The following is an 18,501-nucleotide window of genomic DNA, read 5'->3' on the forward strand; positions in this document are numbered from 1 at the left end:
CAGCCGCTGCCGGCCGGCGCCTCGCTCGAGCCCGCGGGCTCACAGCCCGCTCGCACGGACGCGGACGCGAGCACAGATCTGCTGCGCGGCGCGGAAGGCAGCCTGCGCCCGGATGATAAGAAGCCGAAGGAGCGCGTCCCGTCCATCGTGGAGCGCGGCCGACTCATCGTGGGCGTGGACCAGTCGAATAACCTGCTCAGCTACCGCGACGCGCAGTCGGGCGAGCTGCGCGGCTTCGAGGTCTCGCTTGCGCACGAGCTCGCGCGCGATATCTTCGAAGACCCGAACCGCGTGGAGTTCCGCTACGTCACCTCCGCCGAGCGCGCCGCGGCCCTCGAGGACGGCACCGTAGACGTCGTCATCCGTTCCATGACGATTTCGGCGCAGCGCCAGCAGCAGGTCGAGTTCTCCACGCCCTACCTCACGACCCGCACGCGCCTGCTCGTGCCGGCCTCAAGCGCCATCCGCGAGCTTTCCGATGTCGCCGGCCACACCGTCTGCGCCGCCGCCGGCTCCACCTCCATCGACATCATCCGGGCGCAGGCGCCGGAGGCGGACATCCTGGCCACCCGTTCGTGGGGTGACTGCCTCATGGCGCTCCAGCTCGGCCAAGCTGACGCCATCATCACCGACGACGCCCTGCTCTCCGGCATGGCGGCGCAGGATTCCTCGACCATCATCGTGGGCGAGGCGCTCTCCCAGGAGGCCTACGGCGTCGCCGTCGCCCGCGACGCCGCGAAGACTGCGGGGCTTGTGCGCCAGGTCAATTCCACGCTCGAGCGCCTCCGTTCCAACGGCACGTGGTCGAGCCTCTACCAGGAGTGGTTCGGCGACTACCTGCCCGCGCAGTCGCTGCCCGCGCCCGTCTACCGTCCCGAACCCGCGCAGGAGGATCGTGCCCAATGACCGACCGCGACCACCCATCCCACGACGAGCCCCAACCCACCGAGGCCGTTCCCTACGATCCCTTCGCCGACGACACCGCCGCGACTGGCCCCGCGACGCAGGCCGTCGCCTACGACCCCTTCGCGGACGACGAGGACACCGGCACGACCGCCGTCGCCTTCGACCCGTTCGCCGACGACGAAGACGACGCCGGATCCACCGAAGAGGACGCGGCGATTGCTGCGCTCATCGAGTCGATGACCAACCTGCGCCCGGGCGGGGCGGCGGCGAAGGGGGCATCGGCAAGCTCACTCACCCCGAGCGAACNGCTCTACGGCGTGCTGCGCGAAGTCATCGCCGTCCGCGACGGCATCCAGCACCCGGCGCAGCACTCGCTCTTCTCGCCGCAGCGTACAACCTTCGGCACAAAACACCTCGTCTTCCGCACGGACCAGCTCATCGACGGCATCGACCGCACCGTGCGTATTACCTCCCCCGAGGTCGCCTCCGCGCTGCCCACCCCGCTGCTCGACCGCTCCGATATCGGTGCCCCGCTCCTCCAAGGCTATTCCTACACCGAGCCGCAGGAAGCCCTCGAAACCCTGCGCCAGGCCATGCAAACACCCGAGTATAAGACCTCCGTGGAAATCCCCTTCGGCGTCGTGCGCTCGATGATCGACCTCGGCTTCATCGGCCAGGCCCGCGCGTGGCTCGACTCCATCCACGCCACCCACGGCGACAACTGGCGTTTCCACTGGTTCTCCGGCGTCACCGAGCTCCTCCTCGACCGCTATGTCCAGGCGCAGAAGCACTTCTCGCACGTGCTCACCATCCTGCCTGGCGAACCCGCGCCGAAGCTCGCCATCGCCGCCGTCAACGAGCTCATCCTCCAACAGCTCGGCTACCACGAGACCGCCCTGCTCCCCGCCGAGATCGCCCGCGCCGTCTCCGGCCTCCATACCTCGCTCGCGGCGCTGCCCAACGAAACATTCGAGGAGCATCCCGGTATCTGGGAACACATCACCGAAGATCCCACGATGCTCCGCTTCAACTCCTTGCGTCTCTACGCCGTGGTCTGGGCGACGAACCCCACCACCGTCTCCTCCGCCTTCGGCCTCGCGCGCCAACTGCGCACGGAGCACCAAGTCGAGCTCGCCGTCGCCACCCTCGACGCCGTGCCGAACGCCTCGCGCCACCACCGCATGGCGCGCCTCACCACGATCCTGCAGCTCATCATGCAGGGGCTTACCGAGTCCCGCGTGCGCCGCGCCGCCCGCCGCCTCGAGGAAATCCCCACCAACGAGCCGCGCTTCCTGCAAATCAAGGTCGCCGTCATCTCCGCCGGGCTCAACTTCCTGCGCGAGAAGCACCTCGAGCGCGCCGCCTCCCCCAACGACCTCTTCGAGTACGCGTTTACGCAGCGCGGCCTCCAGTACGGTCTCGCCGATACGCTGCGCACCCTCGCGCGCCAGGCGCCGTTCAGCCGGCACCGCTACGCGCTCGTGGACCTCGCCAACCAGGTCCGGCCCATCACGATGTTCTAGCCCACGCCCCCAGCGCGAGCAGCACCGGCACCAGCCGCCACAGCATGTCCGTCGCACTGCTTGCCGATGCCCCCTTCGCCCCCGATGTCGCATCAAAGGTCACCACTGTCTGCCCGTGGGCGCCGGGCTCGCCGACGGTGGCGTGTTCAGTGGCGTTATCGTTGGAGGCCGCGTGAACCGCCATGAGTTGGGCGGTCGCTCAAAGGGCAGCCGAAAGCGCCGCACCGCCGGCGATATGCCTGGCGTGAACAGCCCAAAGACAGGATGTGTGCGGGGAGTTTAGGCGTTGCGGAATTCCTCCTCCAGCAGTTGCTTTTCTTCTTCCACCCACGCCGGCAGCGGGCCTTCCAGCTCCGGCGCGACCGGCGTGCCTGGCGGGTGATACCAGCCCTTCGGCGGCACCCAGTAAATCGTTCCGCGCCTTCTTAAGAACCCGCGACCATCCACCTCGTTGACGGCGTTGTGATACTGGCACGCAATCGTGAGATTCTCCGGGCTCGTCTCCCCTCCGTTGCGCCAGGCTTCCAGGTGGTGCACCTGGCAATCGTGCGCGCCCTTCGAACAGCCCGGCCAGGGGCAGACGGGATTCTCACCCATGGCCATCAGCCGCTGCTTCGTGGAGGCAAACCGCGAAATCCGATGCAGATTCACCGGCCCGTAGACCGGGTGCAACAGCACGTGGAAGCCGTAGTCGTTGATGTTTCGCGTCGCCAGCTCCGTCGAGGAAATCACCGCGCCGTTGGACAGCTGGAACCACACCTCGTGACCCTCACAGGCCTTGGCGTAGTTGTCCATCGTGGTCACGAGCATAAGTGTGATCGTCGGCTGCGCGGCTTTCTCTTCGCCGAACCAATGCTTGAGCACGGACTCGATGGGCTGGTCTTTGTCGATGGAGTCGCGGATGTCAGCTAGGTCCGCCGACGGCCCGCAGATAGTCAGCGACGCATTGCCATCCGAATGCTGAGCAAAGCGCACTCCTGCCTTCGGGGTGCGCGGCTTGACCACCTTCTTCACCAGCTCGCGGGCCTCTTTGTCAATGCGCTTCGTATCGCCGGTCTTCTTCAACGCCTCGAGACGTAAGTCCCAGCGCTGGTGTTCTTTCTTCAGCCGTTGGGCTTGTTTCTCCACCGCGATAAGCGTGAGTAGGTTGTGTTTCTTCGCCGCGGCGCGCGTCTGGCGGCGTTTGTCTTGGAATGAATTCGTCTCGGTAAACGGCGCGGCAGTCGCGACGACGTCCTTGGCAAGCGTGTCGGGAATACCCATGGCGATAATCTCCGACTCGGTCAAGCCGAGCACCTCGTCAACGATGTCGAGCCCCCGGGCCAACAGGCTGGCCAGCTCCCCCATAATGGTCATGCACCACACGCTAAAACGAGTACAGCCCTCCGGCAAGCGGAGGACTGCACATTCTATTTGGCACCCAAAAGATACTGGGCATTAGCTGCGCGAACGGGGTCGCGGCGGCAAAAAATTAGCGGTGCTGCGCCGTGCGAACAGCCCACACGGCGCAAAGACGCAGACATGCGAAAACTCCCAGGAGTCTTCCTGTAACGCCGTTCCTAATAAAGTCCCGCTTCGCGTGCCATGGCGGCCACGGCGGCGGACTTCTGCGCGATGGCGAGCTCCTCGTTGGTGGGTACGACGAAGACCTTCACCGGCGAGGTGCGCGTGGAAATCATGCGCGGCTCACGCGACGGCGAGAGGTTGGCTTCCTTGTCAAAGTGGATGCCGTACATGTCGAGGTTGTACAGGGAGTCCTGGCGGACCTCCGTGTCGTTCTCGCCCACACCGGCGGTAAAGGTAATCGCGTCGACGCGGCCGAGCGCGATCATGTACGCGCCAATGAAGCGGCGCAGCGCGTGGATGTAGATGTTGTACGCCAGCCACGCGTCCTGGTCCTCGTTCTGGATGCGCTCGCGCAGAACACGGAAGTCGTTGACGCCAGCCAGGCCCTTGACACCGGACTGCTTGTTGAGCAGGTTGTCGATCTCATCGATAGACATGCCCGCCTGGCGAGCCAGGTGGAAGATGATGCCAGGGTCAATGTCACCGGAACGGGTACCCATGGCCAGACCGGCCAGCGGGGTCAGACCCATGGAGGTGTCGATAGCGCGGCCATTGCGGATGGCGGCGGCCGAGGCACCGTTGCCCAGGTGCAGCGTGATCTGGTGAACGTGGCCTGGGTCGCGGTCCAGCAACTTCGGGACCTGCTGCGAGACGAACTCATGCGAGGTGCCGTGGAAACCGTAGCGACGGATGTCGTACTGGGAGGCAACCTCATTGTTGATGGCATACAGCGCAGCGGCTGGCGGCATGTGGTTGAAGAACGCGGTATCGAAGACCGCCACGTGCGGGATGTTGGGCAGCATGGCGCGCGCGACGCGGATGCCGTCCAGGTTCGCCGGGTTGTGCAGCGGTGCCAGCGGGATGAGGTCTTCGATCATCGACTCGATCTGGTCGGTGATGAGCTGCGGCTCGGAGAAGAGCTTGCCGCCGTGGACGACGCGGTGGCCGACGGCGATGACGTCGACATCCTGGGGGCCAACACCGTGGTCGTGCATGATCTCAAAGGCACGCTCGAGGCCGAAGGAGTGCGTGGGGATTTCCAGCTCTTCCTTGTAAGCCTCGCCGCCCGTCTTGACGGTGACAGCGCCCATGGGCTCGCCGACCTGCTCGACCAGGCCGGACACGAGCGGGGCGTCCGTGGCGGCGTTCTCGGGGTTGACGAGCTGGAATTTGACGGAGGAGGAACCAGAGTTGAGGACGAGTACGTACGACAAGGCTATTTACGCTCCTACCTGAATTGCAGTGATGGCGACGGTATTGACGATGTCCGGGACGGTCGCGCCGCGGGAGAGATCGTTGATGGGCTTGTTGAGGCCCTGCAGGATGGGGCCCACGGCCAGCGCGCCAGCGGTGCGCTGCGCCGTCTTGTAGGCGATATTGCCGGCCTCGAGGTCCGGGAAGACAAAGACGGTGGCCTGGCCGGCGACCTCGGAATCCGGGGCCTTCTTCGCAGCCACGCCCGGGTCACAGGCGGCGTCGAACTGCAGGGGGCCGTCGACCTTGACGGTGGAGTCCAAGGCGCGCGCGGCCTCGACTGCGGCGACGGAGCGGTCCACGTCCGGGCCGGAGCCCGAGGTGCCCGTGGAGTAGGACAGGATGGCCACGCGCGGGTCAATGCCGAACTGGGCAGCCGTGCGCGCGGAGACGACGGCGATTTCGCCCAGCTGCTCCGCGGTCGGGTTGGGGTTCACGGCGCAGTCACCGAACGCCCACAGGCGTCCACGCATGACCATAAGGAAGATGGAGGAGACCACGGACGCGCCCGGAACGGTCTTGATGATCTGGAAGGACGGCTTGATGGTGTGCGCCGTGGTGTGGGCAGCGCCAGAAACCATGCCGTCCGCCAGCCCCTTGTGGACCATCATCGTCGCGAAGTAGGAGATGTCCTTCATCGTCTCGCGCGCTTGCTCGATGGTCACGCCCTTCTTCTTACGCAGCTCCGCGAAGTCCTCTGCGAACTCCTCGGCCAGCGGCGAGGTGAGGTGGTTGATGAGCGTCGCGTCCGAGAGATCCACGCCGAGCTGTCTCGCGCGAACCGTAATCGTCTCCGGGTCGCCCAGGATGGTGAGCTTGGCAATACCGCGCGCGAGCAGTTGGCCCGCGGCGAGCAGGATGCGGTCATCGTCGCCCTCCGGCAGCACGATGTGCGCGCCCACGGCCTTCGCCTTCTCCAGCAACTGGGCCTCGAAGACGGACGGGGACATGACGGGCTCCAGCGCGCCAATCGGGGCGAGCGCCCCCGGCACCTTGTCTAGGCTGTCCACGGCAACGGCGGTAGCACGCAGCTCCTTGGCGTGGCGCAGCGCGAGGTCTGCGGCAACACCGGAGCCGACGATGATGAGCGGCACGCCCAGTGCCGCGGCGGAAATCGCGTCGAAGTGGGAGTCGCCCGTGCCGCGGATGAGCCCCTGGATGCGCGGGCCCGCCGCGACGATCTCGGGGACGGAAGACAGGCCTTCAACGGACGTCGCCTCGAGCCCCAGGGTCGTAGCAAGAGCGTCGACGTCGAGGCCATCAAAGCTGCGACCAGCAACGGTCACGAGCGCGGAACGGGAGGCGGTCATAGGAAAATCCTTTTCTATAGCACAATATGGCGCGCGTCACTGGCGCGCCCGAATAGTGATCGTCTCTACCTTACCGACTTGACCACGGACAAGAGAAAATCTTGAACCACGTCACAGACGTAGAATGCGTCACATGACAGATTCGATAACCGTCGCGTCCCTCCACGAGCTCAGTCCCTTGCAGGTCCATGCACTCTACAAGCTGCGCGTGGATATCTTCGTCCACGAGCAGCAGGTCCCCTACGCCGAGATTGATGACACGGACGCCGCGGCGACCACGCGTCATCTTCTCGCCACGGATGACTCCGGCGCGGTGCTCGGCGTCGGCCGCGTCTACCCGTCCACGATTGACGGCGAGGAGGTCCTCCAGTTCGGTCGCTTTGCCGTGACCCCTGCCGCGCGCGGCACCGGCGTCGCCCGCCGCATCATGGAACAAGCCCTCCAGCTTGCCGATGCCCCCTCTACCCCACTGCCGCTCTACCTCACCGCCCAAAAGCCGCTCACCGACTACTACGGCGGCTACGGCTTTGACGTCTGCGGTCCTCAGTACGACGACGAGGGCGTGCCCCACGTGCCCATGATTCGCCGCTAGGGTCTACAACTCCTCAGGAGTCGCGGTGACGGAGATTTTGGTGGCCGCGAGGTTAGCGCGATCGCGGGCGAGGTCAACGGTCTCACCGGTGGCGGTGACCAGGCCCATGCGGCGGCCGACGTAGGCGCCGGGCTTGCCAAAGAGACGCACGTCCGTTTCTTCATAGGCGAGGGCCTCGGCAAGGCCGGTGTAGGCGACGTCCTGAATATCGGAATCCGCATGCAGGATCACGGAGGCGCCGGGGCTCACGAGGGTGACGTCAATCGGATAGCCCAGGATGGCGCGGGCATGAAGCTCAAACTCGCTGAAGCGCTGCGTGTACGCGGTGACCATGGCGGTATCGGAAGGCCGGGGCGAGACCGAAGAGAAGTAGACGTCGTCGCCGGCGACGAAGACCTCGACGCCGTACACACCGCGGCCGCCGAGCTCATTGGAGATACGCGCCGCGACGGAGCGGGCGTTGTCCAGGGCATCCTCGCTCATCGCAAGGGGCTGCCACGCCTCCATGAGATCGCCGTTCGCGTGGCGGTGGCCGATGGGTTCGCTAAACCACGTGGCCAACTCGCCCGTCTCCGGATCGATGGAACGCACGGCCAGGATGGTGGCCTCATAATCGAAGTCGACGAAACGCTCGGCGACGAGACGGTGATGGTCGCCGACGACGCGGTGGACTGCGGTCCAGGCCTCGGGGGCATCGGCAGCATCACGCACAATCATGTGGCCGCGGCCGGAGGTCGCGGTATCGGGTTTGACGATGCACGGGTAGCCGAGCTCCTCACAGGCTGCGGCGAGCTCCTCCTCGCTCTCTGCAAACTTATACGCCGAGACGGGCAGGCCCAATGACTCCGCGGCTGCGCGCATGCTCGCGCGGTCCTGCGTGAGCTCGCACGCACGTGCCGTGGGGACAACAACGGCCTGGCCTTCCTCCTCGAGCTGCTTGAGCGCGCTCACCGCGACCATCTCGACCTCAGGCACGACGAAGTCCGGCTGCACCTCGCGGACGAGGTTGAGCACCGCCTGTTCATCGTTGACGTCCGCGACGTATGCGAAGTGAGCGACTTGCTGCGCCGGCGCGCCCTTGTAGCGGTCCACCGCGTGGACCTCGAGGCCTAAGTTCTGGAACGCGCTGGCCAACTCCTTGCCCAGCTCGCCGGCGCCGAGGAGCAACACGCGGGTGGCATTGCGGGCAAGTGGCGTGCCAACGAAGTCAGCAGCAGGCTGCGGCGTGGTCATGGTGGATTCTCCTTCGAGGGACCCTGAAATAGACATTGTGGCCATTATTCCACGCCTGGGTGCAGTCCTATTGGCAGGGCGCGCAGTGTCACGGGCGTGCTCGCTTGCCGATGCCCCCTCCCCCAAGATCGCCGCAAGCCCCAACCACCGCAGTCACTGCGGTGGTTGGGGCTTGCGCATACCGGTGAGCAATGCTCACCAGAGGTTCACGAGAAACCTACCTTAAAGGATTACTTCTTGGAAGAACCATCCTTCGGGGTGATCGAGGAGTTACCGTTGGTGTCCGCCTCAATCTCGGAAGACAGGGAAGAACCATCGAAGGAAGCGGAGGAACCTTCATCCTTGGAGGAACCCTGACCAGCCGGCAGGCAGGAGTCAATAACCCAGCTCAGCGCGAGGATACCAGCGGCTGCGAGGGCGATGCCGCCTGCAACCTGGCCCACCATCGGACCGTACTTCTGCAGCTGCGCATTAAGGTCAGCAGCCTGCTTAGCGAACGGGCCCTTGTAGATGCCCAGCTGCTTCTGCAACTGCGAGTTGGCGTTAGCAATCTGGGAGTTCACATTGCCGAGCGCCTTCTCGAACTGAGCCTTAATCGGCGCCATGCCCGGGATATTCACCTGGTCGGCGAGGCCAACCGGAATCAGGAGCAGCAGCGGCAACGACGTGGTCGCAATCGCCGGGATGCACTTCGGGTTGAGACCTTCCTTGGCCTTCTCAATCGTGACGGTCACCGTGTCAATGACCTTGCCGTCCTTGTCCTTGACGGTAACGACAATCTTGTCACCCGGCTTCGCATCCTTGCTCGGGGTCACAACCAAGTTACCCTCAGCATCAATGTCTGCCGTGCCCGGACCAGTTACCTCGGTCGTGGTGCCATCAGCGACAGCGCCACCCTTGTTCGGCAGCTTGATCTCAGTATCCGGAGTGGTGGAACCATCCTTCCAATCCGGGGCGTCCGTAGCCGCAGGCTCCGTCACCTTTACCGTGACGGTGTCAATGACCTTGCCGTCCTTGTCCTTGACGGTAACGACAATCTCGTCACCCGGCTTCGCATCCTTGCCCGGGGTCACAACCAAGTTACCCTCAGCATCAATGTCTGCCGTGCCCGGACCAGTTACCTCGGTCGTGGTGCCATCAGCGACAGCGCCACCCTTGTTCGGCAGCTTGATCTCAGTATCCGGAGTGGTAGAGCCATCCTCCCAATCCGGGGAGACAACCTCCTCCGGCTTCATGTTCGGATCAGTCTTCTCATCCGTCTGGTTCGGATCCGCAACGGTCTTACCGGACTCATCCACCTTGGTGTTGAGCTCGTCACCGTCGGTGACACCGTCACCATCCGTATCCGGGTTCAGCGGATCGGTCGGGTCACCCTTACCGTCCTTGTCGTTATCGAACGGGTTCTTGTCACCAGAAACCTCGTCACCATCGTTAACGCCGTCACCATCGGTGTCCGGGTTGTTCGGATCAGTACCGAGTTCCTTTTCCTTATCGTCCGGCAGGCCATCGCCGTCAGTATCCGCACCATTCGGAACATTAGGATCGGTCTTCTCATCCGTCTGATCAGGATTCTCAACGGTCTTACCAGACTCATCCACCTTGGTGTTGAGCTCGTCACCGTCGGTGACACCGTCACCATCAGTATCCGGGTTCAGCGGATCGGTCGGGTCACCCTTGCCGTCCTTGTCGTTATCGAACGGGTTCTTGTCACCAGAAACCTCGTCACCATCGTTAACGCCGTCACCATCGGTGTCAGCCTTGTTCGGATCGGTACCGAGTTCCTTTTCCTTGTCGTCCGTCAGGCCATCACCGTCAGTATCCGCACGGTTCNGCGTCAGTCGGAGCATCAATGGTCTCCTCACCACCCTGCTCAACCTTAGTATCATCCGCATACTTCGGATCCACAGAATCCGTGGTCTTGCCATCGGCTGCCTTCTCGGTGACCTTGACCGGAACGTCAACCGTATCGGTCGAACCATCCGGGTACGTTACCTTCACCGGAATCGTGTAATCACCAGGCGTTGCATCATCATCAGCAACAACCTTGATGGAACCGTCCTCATTGACAGTCACTTCACCCGGGAAATCAGAATCACCATTCTGCTCCACCTTCGTACCCTCAGGCAGCTTGTCACCCTTAGCGTCAGTCGGAGCATCAATGGTCTCCTCACCACCCTGCTCAACCTTAGTATCATCCGCATACTTCGGATCCACAGAATCCGTCGTGGGCTTCAAGTTGAAATCGGCGTTCACTGTGCGATTCACGACGGTATCCGTGCCAGGAATCGTCCAAGTTGCGGTGACCGCAACCTGCGTCTCGCCCTTAACCTGTTTATCTTTAGGCCAAGTGATTACGCCCGTATCCGGGTCGATCGTAACGCCGAGCTTCTCTGCTGCCGCAGGATCCGAGAAGGCGAACTTAGCACCTTGCGGAATCGTCTCAGTCTTATCCGTGTTCGGATTATCGAATTTGGGAGTCGAAGTGAGAGCCTTCAAACCTGCGGTTCCCGTGACCGTTGGGTAATCGATGTATGCCGGATCAGCCAGGAAAGAGTCCGCGAGAAGCACGGTACCAGTTGCTTTACCAGAAGCATCAGCAGCAAAAACCTGCGACGAATAGACAGTTGCCTTTGCAAGGTCCTCCGGAACCGTGAACGGAACTGACTCGAGCGTGCCTGATTCGTTGGCCTTTACTGTCTTCGAAGCACCGCCAATAGCAACGCCATCTGCGTACCACTGGATAACGTAGTCATTGAACGGGTTCAGTCCAGTAGTCGTGTTGACCGCAGTGTCTCCCGGACCCGCAATCCGACTCGACAGATCATAGTTCGTGATGTCATGCATCGGATTTGCAGTGAACACAGCGAATTTGACGTTCGAAATATTGTAGGATTCCAGTGCGTTAACAGCGGTAGCAAGCTCAGGCGACTGGAACATATTGTTCTGGAACGAGTTCATCCACACATCGCGGTCGCCCTCGATCACAGGGTACACGTACAAGTAATCCGAGTTGATGTGGCGATGCTTTTGGCCGACCGTGCCATTCCACTTCATCAGGCTGCCATGATCAACGTCCGAGTCCGGCACAACGGTACCGTATTCCTCATCAGAGATCGTGTGGGAAATGGAGGCTCCGGAGTTTTGCTTATCGCGAGACACGCCATACAGGCCATTGAATGGAATGTAGTAGTCGCCGTTCGAAGCCACAGTTGCAACAACCGATTCTGCGATAGCGGACCCAGCACCGTTTTCCGCCTCGTAGTCAGCGACAATCTGCTTCTGAGCTGACGCAAACTCGTCAGGAGTGAAGCCAGCATTGGCATCCTTCCAAGCGTCAAACTGACGGGCGACCTCATCATTTACGTAAGACCCAACAACCTTCGTATCCGTGGCCGCGCGGTCGTTGAACTCTGTGTCCTTGTAGTACTGGTTGGCCAGCGTTCCGCCAGCCTCGCGGTTTTCCCACCAGACGTTACCGCGAACAGTACCGTATTTACCGGTGTTTTTACCGGCTTCGGTTCGCTGTGCCTCCGGCTTAGCAAGCCAACCGTCAACGTTCGGCTTCTCCTCGAAGACAACCATGCTGTTGACGACGCGGTTAATGCCGGCAGTGAAGTCCCAAGACTCATTCTTACGAGAAAGTCTGCCGTGGAAACGGCCAGCCATCATGTCACCGGTCTTAACCTGCATAAGGCGCGCCGGGTCGGGATTCTCAGCCCACGTACGAAGCTGAAACTTACTGTCTCCTGCAAGGTCAAACCCGTACTCTCCGCCATTAGCGTCCTTCACCGGCTTGGAAAGGTCAAAGACAAACTTGCCCTCAGAATCAGACACCGTGTAGTACACCGGCGAAACGACGCCCTGTCCATTGATCCACTGCAGGAAGACCTTCACACCTGGCATGAGGACATCGTCGCCGTTGCGGGCATCAAGACCGCCACCGTACTGCTTAAAGACCTCACCCTGGTACCCCTGCTTCTGACCCCAGACACCGTCAGCACGAATGGCCGTGGCTTCAGAAGAACCCGGCATATCTGCAGGGGTGTTGTTAGCTGCATCAGTAGCAGCATCCTGTGCAACAGCAGCAGGCACGGTATCAATCATGTTCGGTACAACAACCGTACCGGTCGCGGCGATGGCGAAAGCAGCACCGCCAGCGATGAGATTACGCATACGGCCCTTGAAGCCGAGACCCTGGAGAGCCAACGCAGACGTACTGCGCGGAGCCTGGGAAGCATCAAAATTAAACTTCAACAGAAAATCCATTCCTAGAAAGACGAATAGGGGAACCTAGATCACCGCGAGCGAAGTAGGACGGCGGATAATCCAAGTGGAATTTCGATACCAGCAAGAGAGCGGCAGTGTCCCTAAGATAAGCACTTAGAAACTCTCACGAAATACCTAGAAACAATCCTAAAGTGGATTCACAGGTTCCACCACTACCCCCCACATCCAGCCAATGGATTCCGCGTGAAATTACAGCTTTTATGCGCAGTTATTGAGAGAAAGGCCAGCTCACAAGGTACCACTGCCGAGAGAGCACTTAATTGTGATATTGCCCACATATTAGATAGTATCTGAGGATTCCATGCCAGAGGCCTTTTACCCTTTGGTCTAGTTGGTGATTGTTGTTGAAAAATATAACCGCCAAAGAGGCAACTGTTGTGAACACGGACCTTTTTGAAACTTCCCCACCTAACCCCCGCACGGCGTTGAAGTGTTCTATTTTCGGGGGAAAATACCCGTGTGACACACTCAGGCCGATTTTCTCTAAGGTTTATCTCAGCAATCGGAAACCTGAAGGCATGCAAAATCCCCCGCCGCGCCCGCAGAAACGCGGGGCGACGAGGGCATCGGAAAGCTGAGGTTAGTCCGCCAGGATGTCGTGGCGCACGATGGTCTGGTCGCGGCCGGGGCCGACGCCGATGTAGGAGAAGCGGGCGCCGGAAAGCTCCTCAAGGCGCAGGACGTAGTCCTGAGCCTTCTGCGGGAGCTCTTCGAAGGTCGTGCAGTCGGTGATGTCCTCATCCCAGGCCGGCATGGTCTCGTAGATCGGGACGGCGTGGTGGAAGTCAGACTGGGTCATGGGCATCTCGTCGAAGCGCTTGCCGTCGACGTCGTAGGCCACGCAGATCGGGATCTCACCGATGCCGGTGAGCACGTCGAGCTTGGTGAGGAAGTAGTCCGTGAAGCCATTGACGCGGGTGGCGTAGCGTGCGACGACGGAGTCGTACCACCCGCAGCGGCGCTTGCGGCCGGTGTTGACGCCCACCTCGCCGCCGGTGGTCTGCAGGTACTCGCCCCACTTATCGTGCAGCTCCGTGGGGAACGGGCCGGCACCGACGCGGGTGGTGTAAGCCTTGATGATGCCCAGGGCGTGCGTGATGCGAGTCGGACCGATGCCGGAGCCCACGGACGCGCCACCGGCGGTCGGGTTGGAGGAGGTCACGAACGGGTAGGTGCCGTGGTCCACGTCGAGCATGGTGGCCTGGCCGCCCTCCATGAGGATGTGCTTGCCCTCGTCCATCGCCTTGTTGAGCTCAAGCTCCGCGTCGATGACCATGGGGCGCAGGCGGTCCGCGTACTGCAGGAAGTACTCCGCGATCTGGTCAGCGTCGATGGCCTTGCGGTTGTACATCTTCACCAGCATCTGGTTCTTGATGTCGAGCGCAGACTCGATCTTCTGGCGCAGGATGGACTCATCGAAGACGTCCTGGACGCGCAGGCCGATGCGAGCAACCTTGTCAGCGTACGTCGGGCCAATGCCGCGGCCGGTGGTGCCAATGGCGCGCTTGCCCAGGAAGCGCTCCTGCACGCGGTCGAGCGTCTGGTGGTACGGCGCAACGAGGTGCGCGTTGGCGGAGATGCGCAGACGAGAAGCATTTGCGCCGCGGGCCTCAAGGCCGTCGATCTCGTCGAAGAGGGCCTCAAGGTTGATAACCGTGCCGTTGCCCAGGACCGGGGTGGCGTTCTCGGAGAGGATGCCGGCCGGAAGGAGCTTGAGCTCATATTTCTCGCCGCCGACGACCACGGTGTGGCCCGCATTGTTACCGCCGTTGGGCTTGACCACGTAGTCCACGCGGCCACCCAGGATATCGGTGGCCTTGCCCTTGCCCTCGTCGCCCCACTGGGCGCCGACAATCACGATAGCTGCCATGTTGCTTCGTTCACTTCCCTAGCCCTGATGGGCCGATTGCGTGGGTTGCGTTTATCGTGCCGTCTCTCGACGGCCGACCGCAGCCGCTACGATCAAAATACTGCCCTATCGTACCCGGTCGCACAATAGTTTTCATTACCTGGACGCGATTATGTGGGTGTAATTACGCGTCCCAGCGAGAACCAGGCAGCGACTACCGTCGCCGGCGGGCCCATAAAAGTTCTCAAGCTTGGCAACCTCAGCCCACCACATCTGTTCTCACTGTTGCGCGTTTGCGCCAGGTGGAAGAAGGTAAAGCCACTCTGCCAAGCTATAGAACCCACGGCCTAGGCGGCGCGGCAGATGTCTAGTCACAACCATCGCCGAGGACATTCCACATTTCTTGCGCCCATCTTCAGACTCCGTCCAAACAACAAGCTCAAGAATCTTAGCGATGGCCGCGCGGTCAGCCGGGTTATCCATCGAAATGGTCGCTGCTCCATGGCGGCAGTTGGTCGCAGGGGTCGACATGACCGTGCGCCTTACCCATCTATTTTTCTGTAATCTGGCCCGCGAGAGCGCAAGCTCTCCCCTTCTGACGGTGCTGTCAACCGGGTTTCGCCCGGGGTCTCCACCGCCATATATGGGGGTCGGGGGCCAACTGCCATCGTCAGCGCTGAGGCGTTGGGTTCCGCCTACCTGATGGAGGGAGGTGAGATGACACATGTCCGCTTCTAATTCGCAGCCGCCTGAGGGCGACAAGGATAAGAAGAAGGCCTGGAAGAAGTTCGCGGGAACGATCTTCGCCCAGGCCCTCGGGACGCTGGCAGCCACTGGCCTGCACGATACTATCGAGCAGGTCTGGCACTGGCTGACTAGCTAGTCTCACTGGAAAGTCCCGGGATCTTTACCAGGAACCGGGGCTTTCCGCTGTTTTGGCGTGACAATCCGGCGGCGAGCTTTCATGTCACGGCCCAGCTTACCGGCCACGCGAAGCCGATTCAACGCCTCACTCCTTGCAACTTTGTGTAATCTGGCCCGCGAGAGCGCAAGCTCTCCCCTTTTGACGGTACTGTCAACCGGGGTCGCCCGGGGTCCCCACCGCCATATATGGGGGTCGGGGCCGTTGTTTTTCTTCGCACCGCCAGGTGCGGAGTTCCACCTACCTGACGGAGGGAGGTGAGATGACACATCTCCACTTCTGACTCTCAGCCGCCTGAGCGTGGCAAGGATAAGAAGAAGGCCCTGACTGCGATTGTTACCACAATCGCAACCAAGCCCCTCGGGACGCTGGCAGCCACTGGCCTGCACGATACTATCGAGCGGGTCTGGAACTGGCTGACTAGCTAGTCTCACCGAAAGCCTCGGCGACTTTTAGGAGGAACCGGGGCTTTCGCCTGTTTTGGCGTGACAATCCGGCGGCGAGCTTTCATGTAACGACCTCGTCTACCGGCCGCGCATAGCCAATTCAATGAGCGCCGACCGAGCACAAATAAAGATGGTGTGAGGCAGATGGTGTATTTGTCTCATTTGAGGGTGAAATACACCATCTGGCTCACACCATTTACGCCTGTTCAGCTGCGCTTGACTCCACGAGACGTCAGCCGGCACCGGAGACGAGTACTACGCAAAGTTGAGGAAGCCCAGAATAATGAACAAGTTGGTGAAGTCGATGAACATGCCGCCGACGATGGGCACGATGAAGAAGGCGAGCGGGGAAGGTTTGAACTTGGTGGTGACGGATTCCATGTTGGCCATGCCGTTGGGGGTGGCACCCATGCCGAAGCCGACCTGGCCGGCGACGAGCACGGCGGCATCGTAGTTCTTGCCCATAACGCGGAAGGTAATGAAGTACGCGGCGGTGGCCATGAGGATGACCTGGCCGAGGAGAAGGACGAGAAGGGGCACGGCGACATCGGCAAGCTCCCACAGGCGGACGTTCATCAGCGCCATAGCCAGGAAGATGTTGAGGCCCACGGTGCCCACGATTTCGACTTCCTGGACGGGCACGAGTTCTTCGTATTCGCGCTGCTCGTACTTATCGTTGATATAGCGGAAGAAGACGGCCACGAGCACGGTGCCCAGGTAGACGGGGAAGGCGGCCTTTTCCGTGAAGGTGCCGACCCACGTGTTGAGGAAGTCCGTGATGAAGGAGCCGATGAACATGGCGAGCAGGATCATGATGAACGCGTGCATAATTCGGTCCTGGCGCAGCTTGCGTACGCCCTGCTCGAGAAGAGAGGTGTCGATGTGGACCTTCTCCGACTCCTGCTTGTGGAGCTGGTGCTTGAGGATGAGGCGATTGGCGATGGGGCCGCCCAGGAGGGAGCCGGCCACGAGGCCGAACGTCGCGGAGGTGTAGGCGACGGTCTCTGCACCCGTGACGCCGGATTCCTCCACGAGCGGGGAAATTGCGCCGGACACGCCATGGCCACCAGTCATGGACACCGAGCCCGTCATGAGCGCGAGGTCCTTGGACACGCCCACGAGCGGCGCGAGGAGCACGGCCACGAGATCCTGGAAGAAGCACAGCACCGTACACAGCACGAGGAAGACCATGACCTTCGGGCCGGCCTTCTTGAGCACCTTGATGGAGGCGCCATAGCCCACCGAGGTAAAGAAGATGACCATAAAGAAGGACTGAACGGTCACGTCGAACGTGATATTCGCCAGCCCGGTCTGGCGCAGGATCAGATTGATGATGGCAAACAAAAAGCCGCCGATAACCGGCGACGGAATGGCAAACCGCTCAAAGAAGTAGATACGCCTTTTGAGCCACATGCCGATGATGAGCACGACGATGGAAAAACCCACCGACTGAATGAGAGAAAATTCGATATCCATATATACCTCAGGCCTTCTTGGGGTTAGAACTCAAGGTTGCGAGCGCGACAGCGCCCCGCTTAGCGCAACAAAAGGGGGCAATGTAACTGGGCCAGTTTACCGTTACGTGGCCCAAACAACTAACTCACGCATGTGTGGGCGCCGCGACTGAATCACCCCCGCCCACATTTTGTAGGCTTAAAACTCACTACTCATATTTCATCCAAGGGGTCTTTCATGACGTACCTCGTCCTGCGCTGCGGCACCGACGCACCGCTTCCCGCTTCCTTACCCAAGGACGCTCACGTCCACGATCTTTCCGCGATCCCCACCCGCCAGGAACTCAAGGTCATGGATGCCCTCGCGACAGAGATTCTCCCGGAGGACCCCACGCCCTCGCTCGACGAGATTGCCGCGCAGCCCGACGTCTCTCACCTCGGCACCCCGCAGCTCGCCCCGCAGCCCATACCGGAGCCCCTGCGCACCGTCGTTGTCGGCACGGACGCTGCGCTGTCTGCCGTTCTCACGCGCGCCATGCGCGCGGACTACATGTGGGTCGAGTTCGGCTTCGTGCCCGCCCAGCTTGCCGATGCCCCCTCTACCCCAGCCTCCGCCTCCACCGCCGCCCACAACTGGGGACTGCCCACCGATGCCGAGGCCGCATGGTCCGTGGCCCTCACCGCACCCGTGCGTCCCGTGCCTCTCATCCGCAACGACTCCGGCCTCGCCATCGCTGGTTCCGCGGCCATCTGTTCCTGGGATGGCGGCGAAATCACCGGCGAAATCATCGTCGATGACGCCGTGCTCGTGCGCCAGGAAGCCGGCGCCGGCGCGTGGGGCACTCGTCTCGTGCCCATGCTCGACGCCCCCGGTATCGTCGCCGCCACAGCGCTCGGTCCCCTCTACGGCGAGCCGCCCGCCCCCAAGGGCTTCCTCGCGCGCCTGCGGAACCGGCACACGCCGGAACCCGGTGCCCTCGACCACGAGAGTGTGCGCACCGGCCGCGCGGTCCAAGCCGGCGGCGCCGAGATGCGCGTCGTCGTCGACGGCGTGAGCGCCAAGCGGCCCGTGGACCGCGTGACGTTCTACCGCCACCTGCGCGACCTTCAAATCGCGCGCCCCTAAGCACCGAGTCTCAGACTGGCGAGCGAGGCCGCG

At 62.0% G+C, this 18,501-nt stretch carries 13 protein-coding genes and 1 pseudogene; 5 read left to right on the top strand and 9 right to left on the bottom strand.

The features are described from left to right. Both BN9444_RS00840 and BN9444_RS00845 read left to right on the top strand, forming a co-directional pair. Positions 1–906: glutamate ABC transporter substrate-binding protein (locus BN9444_RS00840; RefSeq protein ID WP_068801261.1), on the top strand; the 906-nt coding region annotated here is incomplete at its 5' end. Positions 907–1,214: 308 nt separating this feature from the next. Then, positions 1,215–2,429, top strand: a pseudogene (locus BN9444_RS00845) (tetratricopeptide repeat protein); the annotation flags it as partial. Here the strand turns inward: BN9444_RS00845 and BN9444_RS13995 are convergent. The 4 genes from BN9444_RS13995 to pta form a co-directional block, all read right to left on the bottom strand. Then, positions 2,416–2,613 (bottom strand): hypothetical protein, encoded by a 198-nt coding sequence (locus BN9444_RS13995; protein ID WP_141681448.1) that lies wholly within the window; start codon positions 2,611–2,613, stop codon positions 2,416–2,418. The pseudogene BN9444_RS00845 and the gene BN9444_RS13995 sit on opposite strands and share 14 nt — an antisense overlap. A 95-nt stretch (positions 2,614–2,708) precedes the next feature. Continuing rightward, a complete protein-coding gene (locus BN9444_RS00850; RefSeq protein ID WP_068801262.1) occupies positions 2,709–3,785 on the bottom strand; it encodes an HNH endonuclease signature motif containing protein in 1,077 nt (358 codons plus the stop codon). 203 nt (positions 3,786–3,988) lie between these two features. After that, positions 3,989–5,209, bottom strand: a complete 1,221-nt coding sequence (locus tag BN9444_RS00855) for an acetate kinase (protein WP_066491212.1) — start codon at positions 5,207–5,209, stop codon at positions 3,989–3,991. Positions 5,210–5,215: 6 nt separating this feature from the next. Then, complete coding sequence (gene pta / locus BN9444_RS00860; RefSeq protein WP_066491209.1) at positions 5,216–6,559, bottom strand: phosphate acetyltransferase; 1,344 nt, start codon at positions 6,557–6,559, stop codon at positions 5,216–5,218. A gap of 133 nt (positions 6,560–6,692) precedes the next feature. Between pta and BN9444_RS00865 the strand changes: the two genes are divergently transcribed. Beyond that, positions 6,693–7,151 (top strand): GNAT family N-acetyltransferase, encoded by a 459-nt coding sequence (locus BN9444_RS00865; RefSeq protein WP_066491208.1) that lies wholly within the window; start codon positions 6,693–6,695, stop codon positions 7,149–7,151. 3 nt (positions 7,152–7,154) lie between these two features. On the opposite strand, the gene purT is transcribed toward BN9444_RS00865, so the two are convergent. From purT to BN9444_RS00885, 4 genes are all read right to left on the bottom strand, one after another. Then, positions 7,155–8,384, bottom strand: a complete 1,230-nt coding sequence (gene purT, locus BN9444_RS00870) for a formate-dependent phosphoribosylglycinamide formyltransferase (protein ID WP_066491199.1) — start codon at positions 8,382–8,384, stop codon at positions 7,155–7,157. A gap of 230 nt (positions 8,385–8,614) precedes the next feature. Beyond that, positions 8,615–10,309, bottom strand: coding sequence for a hypothetical protein (locus BN9444_RS00875; protein ID WP_478219556.1), 1,695 nt, complete (start codon positions 10,307–10,309; stop codon positions 8,615–8,617). Further along, positions 10,197–12,650: a Rib/alpha-like domain-containing protein gene (locus tag BN9444_RS00880; protein WP_084759211.1), complete on the bottom strand. Its 2,454-nt coding sequence runs from the start codon at positions 12,648–12,650 to the stop codon at positions 10,197–10,199. Before BN9444_RS00880 ends, BN9444_RS00875 begins: the two co-directional genes overlap by 113 nt. Positions 12,651–13,251: 601 nt before the next feature. Beyond that, positions 13,252–14,541 (bottom strand): adenylosuccinate synthase, encoded by a 1,290-nt coding sequence (locus BN9444_RS00885; RefSeq protein ID WP_066488946.1) that lies wholly within the window; start codon positions 14,539–14,541, stop codon positions 13,252–13,254. A 703-nt stretch (positions 14,542–15,244) separates the two neighbouring features. Between BN9444_RS00885 and BN9444_RS14430 the strand changes: the two genes are divergently transcribed. Next, positions 15,245–15,403, top strand: a complete 159-nt coding sequence (locus BN9444_RS14430) for a hypothetical protein (protein ID WP_154666875.1) — start codon at positions 15,245–15,247, stop codon at positions 15,401–15,403. 740 nt (positions 15,404–16,143) lie between these two features. On the opposite strand, the gene gltS is transcribed toward BN9444_RS14430, so the two are convergent. Beyond that, positions 16,144–17,364, bottom strand: coding sequence for a sodium/glutamate symporter (gltS, locus tag BN9444_RS00890; protein WP_068801265.1), 1,221 nt, complete (start codon positions 17,362–17,364; stop codon positions 16,144–16,146). 216 nt (positions 17,365–17,580) lie between these two features. On the opposite strand from gltS, the gene BN9444_RS00895 reads away from it, so the two are divergent. Continuing rightward, positions 17,581–18,468 carry a hypothetical protein gene (locus BN9444_RS00895; RefSeq protein WP_068801266.1) on the top strand — a complete coding sequence of 296 codons (888 nt, stop codon included), beginning with the start codon at positions 17,581–17,583 and terminating at the stop codon, positions 18,466–18,468. Positions 18,469–18,501: the final 33 nt, after the last annotated feature.

It is taken from the genome of Corynebacterium phoceense, from assembly GCF_900092335.1.
Lineage (GTDB): Bacteria > Actinomycetota > Actinomycetes > Mycobacteriales > Mycobacteriaceae > Corynebacterium > Corynebacterium phoceense.